Genomic DNA, 13,102 nt, shown 5'->3' on the forward strand with positions numbered 1-13,102 from the left:
GGACGTGGGTTGAGGCGGAAAGTTAGTGGGCAAAACCGTCGCGCAACAGCGAGATGGATTCCACGAGAAGTTGGCGTAGTTCAGCGAGTGATTCGGGGGTGTTGTCTTTGCCGCCGTGGCGTTCCAGCCAGATTTCCATGGCGGCTTTTCCGCACGCGATCACCGCGCCAACCATGGCGCGTACGTAGAGCTGATCAGTGTCCGGGCCTAATCGTTGCAAGGTGGCTTCGGTGAGCCGGGCGGTGGCGTTGTCCCAGGCTTCGAGCTGAAAACGGGACATTTGAGCTTGCCCTATGGTCAACGAACACACCTCGGCCATGGGGCCAAGATGGCCCGGATCTGCCAGTGCGGACACGGCCGCGATGGCTGAGTCCAAGAGCGATTCATCCGCAGGTCGGTCATAAAAACTCGCAATTGCGACGTCGAGGAAACCCTCGGTGGTCGCGGCGAGGGCGGCTTCGGGGCTGGGGAAGTAGTTGAAGAACGTGCGGCGTGAAATGCCGGCTTCTTCGGCGAGCTGGTCTGCGGTGAACTGGCCGAGGCCATGGTTGCGTAGCAGTAACAGCGCAGCCTGAATGATGGCCTGCCGAGTGGCGAGTTTGTTTTGTTCGCGCCGGGAGTGCAGTTCTGGAGCGGTGAGTGTCACTCGCTCAGCTTAGAGCCTTAAGTGCACGCAGTGCAAAATTGCCCGGAGTGTAAGGATTTTAGAAAGTTTCAGGCCTCCACCTGCGTCCGCGCGCCCCTACGGGTGTAAAGTTGACCACGCCCATCAGGGCAGATTTATACGACAGGGGAGCGCCGCCGTCGGACCTTAACGGGTCAGCTGTGTGGGTGCTGAGAGTGCGGATGACCGCAGACCCTCGAACCTGATCCGGTTAGTACCGGCGATAGGGAGTCGAGTTCTCGAAGTGTGCCGGGGCCGCAAGACGCCGGGGCGCTTTCCCCTCCTGTTTCCTCAGGAGGAAGACATGACAACGCAAGTAGCCGCTCAGCAACGTAAAAGCTGGCGCGTAGTAGACATTGTGGTTGCGGCACTGATTGCCGTAGCCGGTGGCGTTATTTTCTGGGCTTGGTCCCAAGGCGCCAATCTTATTTCCCCCGCAACCGTGGCGTACCCGCCGCTGTCCGGACTCTATGCCGGTGGCTGGATGATTCCGGCAGTATTGGGCATGCTGATCATCCGCAAGCCCGGTGCCGCACTCTTTTGTGAGGCTGTAGCATCCATGGGCGAGTTGCTGATGGGTTCCCAGTATGGGGTTACGGTGCTGATCTCCGGCATTCTGCAGGGTTTGGGCGCCGAGTTAGTGTTCGCTGCGCTGAAGTACCGCAACTTTAATCTCACCGCTTCCCTGCTGGCCGGTGCAGGCGCTGGTTTGTTCTGTGGCCTCAATGACTGCTTCCTCCCGTGGGGTTGGAACATTGCCTATTCCGGTGCGGACAAGCTCGTCTACATCGTCTTCACCACCATCTCCGGAGCCATCATCGCCGGTGCGTTGTCGTGGATCGCCACGCGCGGCTTGGCCACCACCGGCGTATTGAGCTCCTTTGCCTCGCGCCGTGCTGACAAGGAGCCGGCGTTCTCCTGATGGCCTCATCAGCTGCGGCTTTCCGGCCGGCAAGCGTCCGGGCGCAGGGCTGGGGGTGGCGGCATGCTGGCCGCTCCACCCCGGCCGTCCGCGGGCTAGATTTGGATATTCGGCCCGGCGAACGGGTACTACTTTTGGGCCCGTCCGGTGCCGGAAAGTCCACGGTTTTACATGCCCTCGCCGGCGTTTTGGGAGATAACGACGCCGGGGCCGCGCCTCACGCCGCTACCGCACCTAGGGCGGTAAGCGACACTGAGGAATCCGAGCAACAGGGCACCTTGCTGCTGGACGGCTTGGATCCGCGGGCGGCCCGCGGCCGGGCAGGGTTAGTTCAGCAAGACCCGGAAAGCCAAGTGGTGTTGAGCCGCATTGGTGACGATGTGGCGTTCGGTGCGGAGAACCTGGCCGTGCCCCGCGAGGAAATCTGGCCACGGGTGCGCGAGGCGCTGGCCGACGTCGGACTTTCTCACTTGCCTTTGTGGCACTCCACGGCGGAACTGTCCGGTGGTCAGAAACAGCGCCTCGCGTTGGCGGGGGTATTGGCGATGCGCCCTGGGATCATTTTGTTGGACGAGCCCACCGCAAATCTGGACCCGGCCGGTGTGCTGGAAGTCCGCGATGCCGTGGAACGCTGTGTGGAGAAAACTGGTGCCACACTACTGGTGGTTGAGCACCGGGTCTCCGTATGGAAAGACCTCGTGGACAGGATCGTGGTGCTGGGCCCGGACGGTGTGCTTTCGGACGGACATCCGGGCGCGGTGCTGACCCACAATGAGGACCTGCTCAAAGCGGCCGGGGTGTGGGTGCCGGGCTGGGTGCCCGAAGTTCGGGGACGCAACGCCACGGTTATGGCCGAAGATCTTGGAAACAAGCCGCTACTGAGCGCAATGGACCTCGCTGTGTCCCGCAAAAAAGCCACACGCCGCGGATTTAGACGAATCCCAGCCGTCCCGGTTCTTAATGGTGTTAATACTGTCCTGAAGCATGGCGAAGCCCTGAGTGTTACCGGGCCAAACGGTGCCGGAAAATCCACTTTTGCCCTGACCTTGGCCGGGCTGCTGGCTCCCGTCTCTGGCCAGGTCAATGCTGGCGAGCCACTGGCTCGCGGCGCGGGAACTGACCCCTACCGATGGAAGCCCAAGGAACTGATCGAGCGGATTGGCACGGTATTTCAGGAACCCGAGCATCAATTTGTGACAGGAAAAGTGATCGACGAACTGCACTTTGGGCCTGCGCAATTGGGCCGCGGTGACGAGCGCGTTGAAGAGCTTATGGCCCGCTTGCGGTTGGAAAAACTTGCCGACGCCAACCCGTATACCCTTTCCGGCGGTGAAAAACGGCGACTCTCCGTTGCCACAGTGCTGGCCGCGCACCCCGATGTTTTGGTCTTGGATGAGCCAACCTTCGGGCAGGACGCCAATACATGGGCCGAACTTGCGTCCTTGCTCACCGAGCTCCTGGACGCCGGGACCGCCGTTGTCGCAGTCACGCACGACGCCGAATTCACTCACGTTTTGGGTGGGGCTCAGTTGAAACTGAGTCCGGAAGCGCACTCGGAAGCGCACTCGGAAAGGGAAGCGCAGGCATGAGCGCCACGGTACCTTTGCCGCATAACGACACCCAAACCCCCGGTGGGGCGCTGCTGAGCCGGGCCAATCCGCTGGCCAAATTCGCCGCCGTCGTAATCATTACCTTGGCGCTGGTGCTGTCCATTGACTGGCTGTCAGCCTCCGTGGCTCTCGCAGCTGAATTGCTGATACTGCCGCTGGCCGGGCTGAGTGCTCGGCAATTGTTCCAGCGAGGCTGGCCACTACTCTTGGCGGCGATCCTGGGCGGTTGGTCTACGGCGCTGCTGGCGCCGGAACACGGGAGAATGCTGTTCGACGTCGGCATCTGGTCCATGAGCGAAGGCTCACTGACCTTGGGGCTGGCGTTTATGTTGCGCGGTTTGGCTGTTGCGTTGCCAGCCGTGCTGTTGATGGCTTGCACGGATCCCACAGACTTGGCGGATTCGCTGGCTCAGCAGGCCAAGTTGCCACACCGTTTTGTGCTGGGGACATTGGCTGCGCTGCGGCTCGTGGGGATCATGGTCCAGGAATGGCAGACCATTGGGATGGCGCGGCGCGCCCGGGGCGTAGGGGCCACCGGGAATCCCTTGGTGCGGATCAAGGCGAAGCTGGGGCAGAGTTTTGGGTTGCTGGTGCAGGCGATCCGGCGGGCGTCACGGCTAGCGGTGACCATGGAGGCGCGCGGTTTTGGTGCCGGCGAACGCTCGTGGGCACGGCCTGCGGCGTACAGTGGGATGGACGTTTGGGTGCTGGGCGGTGGCTTGTTGATTGCGCTAGCAGCGGTGAGCGCGGCCGTTGTGTGTGGCACGTGGAACTTTGTATTTACCCAGCAGTAAGCCGCACTGGGTTATGCCAAATATCGCATGAGGTGACTTAGGGCTCACTAAAGGAGCCCTTCGGCGCGTCGATTCGACTTAAATAACTCATGGATGATATTTCTTAAGCTATGACTCAGCAGACTGTTGAACACGTTGGTGCACTACTTCGCGATGCTCGTGGAGAAAAAGGTTGGACCCAAGGCCAGTTGGCTTCAGAGCTGGGGACTAGCCAAAGTGCCGTGGCGCGAATGGAAACCGGGCGGCAAAACCTCAGCCTGAAAATGATCCAGCGCCTCGAGGACATTTTTGGCCGCAGCATAGTCAAGGTGGGCCGTCAGCAAATGACCCACTTGCGCGTTGAGGGTGGACGTACTCTCTCCGGTGCCGTAGACGTCAATACCTCCAAAAACGCGGGTGTGGCACTGCTGTGCGCTAGCTTGATCAACCGCGGAACCACCATCCTGCGCCGCTTGGCCCGTATTGAAGAGGTCAACCGAATTGTTGAAGTGCTGACCAGTATTGGTGTGGAGTGCATGTGGCTGAACGCCAACGACTTGCAGATTCGCCGCCCCGCCACCTTGGACTTGGATTCCATGGACGTGGCTGCCGCTCGCCGCACGCGCAGCGTTATTATGCTTTTGGGCCCTCTTTTGGATGAGCGGGCCGAATACCAGCTGCCGTATGCCGGTGGTTGCGATCTAGGTACCCGGACAGTGGAACCTCACATGCAGGCCTTGCGTCAGTTTGGCCTTGAGGTGGAGGCGAAGTCCGGTTTCTACTCGGTTCAGGCGCCGCCGGCCGATTCGCATGATCGCAACTTTGTGCTGACCGAGCGTGGCGACACTGTCACCGAGAATGCCATTATGGCTGCCGCGCACCGTCAGGGCACCACAGTTATCCGCAATGCCAGCCCTAACTACATGGTGCAGGACCTCTGCTTCTACTTGGAGATGCTTGGCGTCAAGATAGAGGGTGTCGGTACCACCACGCTGCGTATCACCGGCCGCCCGGCCATCAACGCTGACATCGAATATTTCCCCTCCGAGGATCCCATCGAGGCGATGAGCCTGATCACCGCTGCGATTGTCACCAATTCTGAGGTGACTATCCGCCGGGTGCCCATCGAGTTTATGGAGATCGAGCTGAACATGCTCGAACACATGGGCCAGGAATTGGAGATTTCCGGGGAGTACGTGGCACGTAACGGCCGCACCCGTTTGGTGGATGTCACCACCAAGCCGTCTGAGTTGCGTGCCGCGGTGGACAAGATCCACCCGATGCCGTTCCCTGGTTTGAACATCGACAACCTGCCGTTCTTTGCCGTGATTGCCGGCAATGCCACAGGTCAGACCATGATTCATGACTGGGTCTACGAGAACCGTGCCATCTACTTGACCGAGCTGAACAAGCTGGGCGCTAACGTTCAGTTGCTGGATCCGCACCGGATTTACGTCAACGGGCCTACCAAGTGGCGCGCCGCTGAGGTTGGTTGCCCGCCGGCGTTGCGGCCCGCTGCATGCATTTTGTTGGCGATGCTGGCAGCTCGTGGAACCTCCGAGCTGCGCAACATCTACGTGATTGAGCGCGGCTACGAGGACCTGGCCGAGCGTTTGAACAGCATCGGCGCCGGGATCGAGTACTTCCAGGACTGACGTCGATTGTTCGTATGCGGCCCGGCGGATCTTTCATGCGCCGGACCGCGTACTGCGTTAAAGCGATTCTGCTGCCGAACAGGGCAGAATGGCCCCATGCGTACTTTTGGTGTTGAGGAAGAACTGCTGATTGTGGATCCGGTAACGGGTGTGCCATTGGCCATCGCGGACCGGCTTCTTGCCGAGGATACTGCTCCCGAGGGCGAGGGGCTCACGGCCGAGTTCAAGCTTGAGCAGATTGAAACTCAAACCGAGCCGTGCTCCGATTACGCCGAGTTATTGCGCCAGATCCGGGCGAGCCGTGCCATGGCTGATGCCGCAGCGCACGCCCATGGTGCCCGCATCGCAGCCTTGGCAACGTCCCCTGTTGCTACGGAGCCGCACACCACACCGATGCAGCGGACCGCTGAAATCAACCGCAGGTTTGGGCTGATGGCCGCCGATCAACTCACCTGTGGTTTCCATGTTCACACCTCCGTGGAATCGGATGAAGAAGGTGTGGCCATTCTGGACCGAATGCGCGAATGGTTGCCCGTGTTGGTCGCTCTGAGCGCCAACTCTCCATACTGGAATGGCAAGGAATCCGGTTACGCGAGCTATCGGAGCCAGGCTTGGAACCGCTGGCCAATGGCGGGGCCCACCGAGGTTTTTGGGTCGCTAGAGAATTACCGCAGCCTGGTGGATCGGATGGTTGGCACCGGTGTCGCCTTGGATCAGGGCATGATTTATTTCGACGCGCGGGTGTCTAAGGACCAGCCGACCGTGGAGGTGCGCGTGGCAGATATTTGTCTCCGTGCCGAGGACGCTGCTTTGTTGGCGGTGCTGGTTCGCGCTTTGGTTGAGACTTCTGCGCGCTCGGCTGTGGCCGGAAATGCGCCCGCAGGCACGCCGGTGGTGTTGCTGGAGATGGCGTCGTGGCAAGCGAGTCGTGCCGGAATCGACGGCGAGCTGCTGCATCCGGAAACCTTCACGCCTCAGCCGGCCCGCGCCGTCGTCGACTCCTTGCTGGAGCATGTACGCGAGGTGCTTCGAGAGCAGGGCGAATGGGACGTGGCTGCCGCGGCCGTGGCTGACATTTTTGCCCGTGGCAACGGTGCGCGCGTGCAACGTGAAGCGTTTGAGACCAGCGGCGGGTTCGCCGGCGTGGTGGCCAAGGCGGTGGGTGTAACGCACGACGGCGCTGGGCCGCTAGGTGAGTCACGCTCGCGCGAGAACGAGCCAAGTCCAAGGCTCAAGCGAGTCCTTCCCGGGATCTAAAGCGACTTCGAAACTGGCTTCAAAAGCTCGGACTTTTTCTAGATGAGACGGCGTAGAACTGCTGCCGCCAGGTCAGGCCGCTATGCCTGTTGACGGCGATGAGCGCGCCGATTCCAGCCACAAGAACCGCTAAGCCGCCAACTCCGATGGCCCAGCGCGGGCCGAATTCGGTGCCGATCCAACCCATGAGTGGGGCGCCGATGGCGGTTCCTCCCTGCAGGACGGCCAAGTACAGTGCCAGGACGCGGCCCCGGAATTGTGGGTCCGCTGAGAGCTGGATGCTGGTGTTGCAGCTGTTCAGGAACGTGATTGATGCTAGGCCTACTGGAATCAGGATGACCGCATAAACCCAGAAGTTGGGGGAGATGCTTGCGATCAGCGTGAAGAATCCCAAGGCCAGGGCGCCGCCGAGCAGAAACCTCAGACGTGGGCCGGATCTGCGGGCCGCGAGAAGTGCGCCAGCCAGGGTGCCCACGGCCATAATGGAGCCCAGGAGTCCGAACTCGCCGGGGCCCATGCCAAATTCTTCGGTGGACATCAAGGCGTTGGTGACGGGGAAGTTCATGCCGAACGCTCCAAGGATCCCCACCATCACCAGAATCAGCACAAGGTCGGGGCGTTCACGCACGTAGCTCAGGCCATCCAGCACTTGGTGTTTGCCTCTAACCACGGCAGGTGCTGGTGAGAGGTCAGCGATTCGGATGCGCAACAATGACACGATGACGGCTGCGAAGCTGGCCGCGTTGAGTAGGAAAACCGGGCCTGTGCCGATCCATGCGATCAGCACGCCGGCGATGGCTGGGCCAGTGAGCCGAGCGGTATTGAATGAGGCAGAGTTCAGCGCTACAGCGTTGGCTAGATTCTTGGACTCCACAAGTTCAGAGACAAACGCCTGCCGCGCTGGCCCGTCCACTGCGCTTGCCACGCCTAGGATTAGTGCGGCCAGGTAGACCTGCCAGAGCTGTGCAGAGCCGGTCATAACCAGTAGGCCCACAAGGAGTCCGGTGAGGCCCATGGCCGTCTGTGTCCACAGCAGGATGATGCGTTTACGGTACCGGTCAGCAAGGACCCCGCCGTAGGGGCCCAGTAGCAGCATGGGTAGGAATTGGAGCCCGGAAGTAATACCGACGGCGGTTCCTGAGTGGTCGGTCAGGATCGTCAGCACCAGCCAGTCTTGTGCGATTCTCTGCATCCAAGTGCCGATGTTGGACACCAGTGCACCGCTAGCCCAGAGGCGGTAATTGCGGTTTTCAAGAGCGCGGAACATTGACTTCATTTGGCGCTCATTTCCTGCATGATGTGTGCAGCGCGGCTGAGGGTTGCCTGGTCCTCTTCGCTGAGCCCGGCGACGCGTTGAGCAAGCCATGCCGTCCGCTGGTTTCGAGCCTCATTAAGCACAGCTTCACCGGCTGGTGTGATGGATACCAGGATTTGGCGCCGATCCTCGGGGTGCGGTGTCCGCTCCACAAATTGCTGGTCCGTGAGAGCGTTGACTATTCGGGTCATGGATGGCGCCTGAACGTGTTCCAGTTCGGCGAGTCCACTCAAGGTGTGTGGGGCGCCTTGAAGATGGGCCAACACGGTGTACTGGCCGGGTGTAATAGCGTCACCGGTGCCTTCGATGCGAAGCCGCCGGGAGGTTCGCATCACTGCGGTCCGGAGCTCAATGGCCAGCGTGTCGGCGGGGCTTTTCTGCTCTGATTTTGCGCTGTGTTCTTGATTGCTTGGCATCGGTTCTCCGCAGTTTCGCTAATACTTAGCAGGGCTAAGTAGCAATGCTAAGTATTCTCCTAAAGGCGCAACAATGCAAGGAGTTATTAGATAGCGCGGCCCCTACTTAGGGGGCGCTGGGGATCCTGAAACGGGCTGCTCGGAGACGTCTAGGACCCAGCGGACGGTTGACGGAGCCTCTACATGAACCGAGAATTCCGGGCCAGCAGGAGTGTCCAAAGCAGAGGATAGGCCGTACGGTTCATTTGTTCGGCAAGGCAGTACAACGTGCAGTTCAGAGTTGAGGGTCACTTTCAGATCTCCTGGACCCTGGCGCAGAGCCCGGATCAGGATGGCAGGGCTCTTTGTTTCCAGCGGGCCGGAATCGTAGCCGCCGGTTCGTTCTGGAACGGCAGTCAGCATTCTGCCCTCAGTGGGCCCCAAAAACCCGAGGGACTTGTCACTGGGCGAGGCCGATAGTGAGATGTCGCTCGCGGGCGTATTTGGCTCGCTAGTGGTTTGGGTGGCGCTTACCGTAGGGTTGGTCGAAGCCGCAGAACCGCTCGGTGAAGGGCCCGGCGCTGCCGTGGAGCCGTCGTCGTAAGTGCACGCAGAAAGCGCCACGGCAGTGATCGCAGCAACAGACCATCCCAGCGCAACTTTGGACCTGAATCGCATCATTTCCCCCACTCAACAGTGGAGTCAATGTACACCAAAGTCGCGCTAGGTGGCCGTCACAAAGGAACCTTAGGCAGCGAGCGCCCGATCGAAGTCGGCGATGAGGTCCTCAGGGTCTTCGAGTCCCACGGAAAGCCGCACCACGCCGTCGCTCAATCCAATCGCCGCACGCCCCTCGGGGCCCATGGCCCGGTGAGTGGTGGTGGCCGGATGCGTGATGAGTGATTTGGAGTCGCCCAGGTTGTTGGAAATATCCACAATCCGCAGCCCGTCCAGTAGGGCGAAGGCCGCTTCCTTGGCCGTTCGCCCGTCAGTTTCAGCCAGTTCAAAAGTCAGCACCGTGCCGCCAGCCTTCATCTGCTTGACGGCCAGATCGTACTGCGGGTGGGACTTCAAAAGCGGGTACTTCACCCAGCTCACACCCGGCTGCTGTTCAAGCCACTCGGCAAGGCGAAGCGCTGTGGAGGACGAGCGAGTGACCCGCAAATCCATGGTCTCCAGCCCCTTGGTCAGTACCCAGGCGTTGAAGGAGGATAGCGCCGGGCCGGTGTGCCTCATCAGGTTCCTGACCGGGCCGTCAATAAATTCTTTGGTGCCCAGAATGGCGCCACCCATCACACGTCCTTGACCGTCGATGTGCTTGGTGCCTGAGTAGACAATGACGTCAGCGCCCAAGTCTCCGCAGCGCTGGAGTAAAGGCGTGGCAAAAACGTTGTCCGCCACAACTTTGGCCCCCGCCGCGTGGGCAAGTTGTGAAACCGCGGCAATGTCCACAATTTCTTGCATGGGGTTGGACGGGGATTCAAAAAAGACTGCTTGTGTGGGGACTGAGAGGGCTTCCCTCCACTGATCCGAATCTGGGCCGTCAACGAATACTGTTTCAACGCCCCAGCGGGGAAGGATTTCATTCAAGATCACAAAACAAGAGCCAAAGAGTGAGCGCGAAGCTACTACTCGGTCCCCGGCGGCCAACAGTGCACCGAGTGCGGTGAACACAGCAGACATGCCGGAGGCCGTGGCGAAACATGCCTCGGTGCCTTCTAGAAGCCGCAGTCGCTCCTGGAAAGTGGCCACGGAGGGATTGCCATAGCGGGAATACACAAAGCGTTCGTCTTCGCCCGTGAACGCCCGCTCAGCTGCGGCCGCGCTCTCGTAAACGAATCCTGAGTTCAGGAACAGCGCCTCGGAAGTTTCCTGGAAACCAGTCCGGTCCAAACCTCCACGCACCGCCTGGGTGGTGGGGCTCCAAGATTCGGCGTCAGGGTTAAAAGTCATAATTCAGCGCCCCAAATTGGTAGGTAGCCCGCTGTTCTTCCAGCCGTTCACTATCCGGTCCCCATAAGCGTCTGGAACGCCTTCGAAGCCCTCCAGTATGTTGAAGGACCTAAAGCCGGCAGCGGTAGCTGCCTCGGCTGCGGCGATGGACCGCTGACCTGAACGGCACAAGAAAATCAGTTCGGCGTCGTCGTTCTTTGGTGCTTGTGCACGCAAGTCATCCAGAAAGTCCGGGTTCTGCACGCCACCGGCGAGGTTCCACTGGATAAAGAGGGCGTCGTTGGGTGTTTCCTTGGTTTCCGGGATGCCGATGTGTGCCCATTCCGCCTCGGTACGAACGTCCACCAGCACGGCTCCGGCCAGCAGTTTTTCCCACGCCTGGGCGGGTGTGAGGTCGCCAGCGTAGCTCATGCCTGGCCCTGTGCTTCCTTCAAAACCACTGCCTGGGCGGCGATCACGGAGGTGCCGTTGAAAGTGACGGACGGGCTGCCGTGCAGTTCGTAACCGTCGGCAAGGGCCGCGGAGATCCGCTCGCAGAATTCGCGGGTGTCAGGGCCGGTGATCAGACGGTAGGCCAGTTTTTCTGTGGGGGCTTGCTCGGTGGTTGCCGGTACGGATTCGGCGAGGATTTCAGACATCCGGGTACTCCTTTTCTGCGCGCTTGCAGACCGCGTTCCGGCCTGCCGAGTATTCACCTGAGGCACCCCGCCGCGGAAGGGAGGGTTGCCGACCGGTCAGTCAGGGCCTGGGACCGGTGCTCATTACTCAGCAAAAACATAGCACCGATAACGACGCCGGACCTCGCCGGCGTCGTTATGTTGCGTAACGCTGTGGTTTGGGGCGTCTACTCCTGCCGGTGTTGCGCTACGAGCTCGCGCTTGAGGATTTTGCCGCTGGGGCCGGTGGGGAACGCGTCCATCACTTTGATCACGCGCGGGTATTTGTACGCGGCAAGGCGTTCTGACCCGTACTCGAGTAAGCCTTTTTTTGTAATGGTGCTGCCCGGTGTCAGGACCACGGCGGCGGCGATTTCTTGGCCGTGAACTTCGTGGTCCACACCGTAAACCGCCACGCTCACAACGTCCGGGTGGGCGCTGAACACTTCTTCAACTTCGCGCGGGTACACGTTGTAGCCGTTGCGGATGATCATTTCTTTTTTGCGGTCCAGGATCCGCAGGTATCCCTCTTCGTCTTTGGTGCCAAGGTCGCCGGTGCGGAACCAGCCGTCCACCACGGCCTCGGCGGTGGCGTCGGGGCGGTTGAGGTAGCCCTTGAAGAGGTTGTGTCCGCGGACCACGAGTTCACCGAGTTCGCCGGTGGGCAGTAGCTCGATCGAGTCGGTGACTTCCGGGCGGGCGATCTCTACGTCAACTCCCCAGACTGCGGTTCCCACGGTTCCGGGGCGCGGCGGGACCCCAACGTGGTTGAAGCTGGCCACGGGGGAGGTCTCGGTGAGACCGTATCCTTCGTAGATTTCGGAGTCATACACCTCGCGGAATCGGTCCATCACGGCTAGGGGCAGTGAGGCGCCGCCGGAGATGCAGTACCGCAAGGCCGTGGGGCGTTCTGGGTTCTCTTTGGCTGCTTCCAGGAGGGCGATGTACATGGTGGGGACGCCGAAGAAGACGTTGATTTTGTGCTGGTTGACGGCTTCTAGGGCGGCGGCTCCGGTGAACTTTGGCAGCAGCACGATGGTTGCTCCGGCGCGGATTCCGGCATTGAGCACACAGGTCTGGCCGAAGGTGTGGAAGAGCGGTAGGCCGCCGAAAAGCACGTCGCCGCGGCGGACGTCGAAGGTGCTGGTCAATAAGGTGTTGACCTGTTCTACCAAGGCAAAGTGGCTGCCGAGCGCGCCTTTGGGTTTGCCCGTGGTGCCGGAGGTGTACAGGATGGTGGCGGTGTCTTCGGGGGCGCACGGGACGTAGCTGGGGATGGGTTCGGCAGCGGCGGATTCGTCTTCGACCCGTGCCGCTTCGGCGCCGCCTTCCGGAACCAGAACCGTCAAAAGTTCGACGCCGGCAGCTTGGGCACCCTTGGCGCCTTCGCCCAAGAGCGGGGCGGCACAGATCAACAATTCAGCGCCGCTGTCTTGGAGGACGTACTCAATTTCGTGGCCTTTAAGGAGGGCATGGAGCGGGACAACCACGCCGCCCAGGGCCAGAATGGCGTAGTAACAGCGGGCAAAGTCGGCAACGTTAGGGATGAGTACCGCTACGCGGCTACCGGGGCCAATTCCGCGCGCCCGCAACGCTCCGGCGTAGGCACGGGTCTGATCCCATAGTTCGCTGAAGCTGGTGTGTTCGTCCCCTACGACGAGTGCTGTGTCTTGAGGGAAACGCTTGGCAGATTCCGCCAAGATCGCCGCTACGGAGATGGTGCCGAAGGCGTCTTTGCCCGGCTGTGCTGCTTGGTTCATGCTGTTCGGCCTCATTCAATCCTGGGAGAGGTGAGCAGAATAATCCGCGAGGAACTTCTGCTCAGGTGGGCCAAGACTAGAAGTAGAAGTGAAGCCTGCGCAAGGGGTTTGGGCCGGTTGGTTTGGCGATAGCTACTCGCAG

At 60.8% G+C, this 13,102-nt stretch carries 12 protein-coding genes, 1 pseudogene and 2 riboswitches; of the genes and pseudogenes, 5 read left to right on the top strand and 8 right to left on the bottom strand.

Annotated elements, in window-relative coordinates; all coding sequences use genetic code 11:
• Window positions 1-22: 22 nt before the first annotated feature.
• Window positions 23-646, bottom strand: coding sequence for a TetR family transcriptional regulator (locus ACQR35_RS00370; protein WP_430267913.1), 624 nt, complete (start codon window positions 644-646; stop codon window positions 23-25).
• A gap of 133 nt (window positions 647-779) precedes the next feature.
• Window positions 780-911: riboswitch (TPP riboswitch) on the top strand.
• A 57-nt stretch (window positions 912-968) separates the two neighbouring features.
• On the opposite strand from ACQR35_RS00370, the gene ACQR35_RS00375 reads away from it, so the two are divergent.
• The 5 genes from ACQR35_RS00375 (at window position 969) to ACQR35_RS00395 (ending at window position 6,881) form a co-directional block, all read left to right on the top strand.
• A complete protein-coding gene (locus ACQR35_RS00375; RefSeq protein ID WP_430267912.1) occupies window positions 969-1,586 on the top strand; it encodes an ECF transporter S component in 618 nt (205 codons plus the stop codon).
• The gene (locus ACQR35_RS00380) at window positions 1,586-3,175 is read left to right on the top strand and encodes an ABC transporter ATP-binding protein (RefSeq protein WP_430268906.1); all 1,590 of its coding nucleotides are present in this window, start codon (window positions 1,586-1,588) and stop codon (window positions 3,173-3,175) included. Before ACQR35_RS00375 ends, ACQR35_RS00380 begins: the two co-directional genes overlap by 1 nt.
• Complete coding sequence (locus ACQR35_RS00385) at window positions 3,172-3,990, top strand: energy-coupling factor transporter transmembrane component T family protein (RefSeq protein ID WP_430267910.1); 819 nt, start codon at window positions 3,172-3,174, stop codon at window positions 3,988-3,990. Before ACQR35_RS00380 ends, ACQR35_RS00385 begins: the two co-directional genes overlap by 4 nt.
• Before the next feature lie 110 nt (window positions 3,991-4,100).
• The gene (locus ACQR35_RS00390) at window positions 4,101-5,624 is read left to right on the top strand and encodes a UDP-N-acetylglucosamine 1-carboxyvinyltransferase (protein WP_430268907.1); all 1,524 of its coding nucleotides are present in this window, start codon (window positions 4,101-4,103) and stop codon (window positions 5,622-5,624) included.
• A gap of 96 nt (window positions 5,625-5,720) precedes the next feature.
• The gene (locus tag ACQR35_RS00395) at window positions 5,721-6,881 is read left to right on the top strand and encodes a glutamate--cysteine ligase (RefSeq protein ID WP_430268908.1); all 1,161 of its coding nucleotides are present in this window, start codon (window positions 5,721-5,723) and stop codon (window positions 6,879-6,881) included.
• A 19-nt stretch (window positions 6,882-6,900) separates the two neighbouring features.
• On the opposite strand, the gene ACQR35_RS00400 is transcribed toward ACQR35_RS00395, so the two are convergent.
• From ACQR35_RS00400 to ACQR35_RS00430, 7 genes and pseudogenes are all read right to left on the bottom strand, one after another.
• Window positions 6,901-8,157, bottom strand: coding sequence for an MFS transporter (locus ACQR35_RS00400; protein ID WP_430267907.1), 1,257 nt, complete (start codon window positions 8,155-8,157; stop codon window positions 6,901-6,903).
• Window positions 8,154-8,612 (bottom strand): MarR family winged helix-turn-helix transcriptional regulator, encoded by a 459-nt coding sequence (locus ACQR35_RS00405; RefSeq protein WP_430267906.1) that lies wholly within the window; start codon window positions 8,610-8,612, stop codon window positions 8,154-8,156. Before ACQR35_RS00405 ends, ACQR35_RS00400 begins: the two co-directional genes overlap by 4 nt.
• 102 nt (window positions 8,613-8,714) lie before the next feature.
• Window positions 8,715-9,272 (bottom strand): hypothetical protein, encoded by a 558-nt coding sequence (locus tag ACQR35_RS00410; protein ID WP_430268909.1) that lies wholly within the window; start codon window positions 9,270-9,272, stop codon window positions 8,715-8,717.
• A gap of 66 nt (window positions 9,273-9,338) precedes the next feature.
• Complete coding sequence (locus ACQR35_RS00415; protein WP_430268910.1) at window positions 9,339-10,544, bottom strand: O-succinylhomoserine sulfhydrylase; 1,206 nt, start codon at window positions 10,542-10,544, stop codon at window positions 9,339-9,341.
• A 3-nt stretch (window positions 10,545-10,547) separates the two neighbouring features.
• Complete coding sequence (locus ACQR35_RS00420) at window positions 10,548-10,955, bottom strand: rhodanese-like domain-containing protein (protein ID WP_430267903.1); 408 nt, start codon at window positions 10,953-10,955, stop codon at window positions 10,548-10,550.
• Window positions 10,955-11,182 (bottom strand): annotated as a pseudogene (locus ACQR35_RS00425) (DUF1737 domain-containing protein); the annotation flags it as partial. The gene ACQR35_RS00420 and the pseudogene ACQR35_RS00425, both read right to left, overlap by 1 nt.
• A 14-nt stretch (window positions 11,183-11,196) precedes the next feature.
• Window positions 11,197-11,310: riboswitch (SAM riboswitch) on the bottom strand.
• Between the two features lie 78 nt (window positions 11,311-11,388).
• Window positions 11,389-12,960, bottom strand: coding sequence for a long-chain-fatty-acid--CoA ligase (locus ACQR35_RS00430; protein WP_430268911.1), 1,572 nt, complete (start codon window positions 12,958-12,960; stop codon window positions 11,389-11,391).
• Between the last annotated feature and the right edge of the window lie 142 nt (window positions 12,961-13,102).

The organism is Pseudarthrobacter sp. J1738 (assembly GCF_050490315.1).
In the GTDB taxonomy this organism is placed as follows: Bacteria; Actinomycetota; Actinomycetes; order Actinomycetales; family Micrococcaceae; genus JBNPEO01.

Excerpts from the sequence above, each read along its gene's own strand:
- ACQR35_RS00375 (WP_430267912.1), top strand. The coding sequence starts at position 969 with ATGACAACGCAAGTAGCCGCTCAGCAACGTAAAAGCTGGCGCGTAGTA.
- ACQR35_RS00380 (WP_430268906.1), top strand. The coding sequence starts at position 1,586 with ATGGCCTCATCAGCTGCGGCTTTCCGGCCGGCAAGCGTCCGGGCGCAG.
- ACQR35_RS00385 (WP_430267910.1), top strand. The coding sequence starts at position 3,172 with ATGAGCGCCACGGTACCTTTGCCGCATAACGACACCCAAACCCCCGGT.
- ACQR35_RS00390 (WP_430268907.1), top strand. The coding sequence starts at position 4,101 with ATGACTCAGCAGACTGTTGAACACGTTGGTGCACTACTTCGCGATGCT.
- ACQR35_RS00395 (WP_430268908.1), top strand. The coding sequence starts at position 5,721 with ATGCGTACTTTTGGTGTTGAGGAAGAACTGCTGATTGTGGATCCGGTA.
- ACQR35_RS00400 (WP_430267907.1), bottom strand. The coding sequence starts at position 8,157 with ATGAAGTCAATGTTCCGCGCTCTTGAAAACCGCAATTACCGCCTCTGG.
- ACQR35_RS00405 (WP_430267906.1), bottom strand. The coding sequence starts at position 8,612 with ATGCCAAGCAATCAAGAACACAGCGCAAAATCAGAGCAGAAAAGCCCC.
- ACQR35_RS00410 (WP_430268909.1), bottom strand. The coding sequence starts at position 9,272 with ATGATGCGATTCAGGTCCAAAGTTGCGCTGGGATGGTCTGTTGCTGCG.
- ACQR35_RS00415 (WP_430268910.1), bottom strand. The coding sequence starts at position 10,544 with ATGACTTTTAACCCTGACGCCGAATCTTGGAGCCCCACCACCCAGGCG.
- ACQR35_RS00420 (WP_430267903.1), bottom strand. The coding sequence starts at position 10,955 with ATGAGCTACGCTGGCGACCTCACACCCGCCCAGGCGTGGGAAAAACTG.
- ACQR35_RS00430 (WP_430268911.1), bottom strand. The coding sequence starts at position 12,960 with ATGAACCAAGCAGCACAGCCGGGCAAAGACGCCTTCGGCACCATCTCC.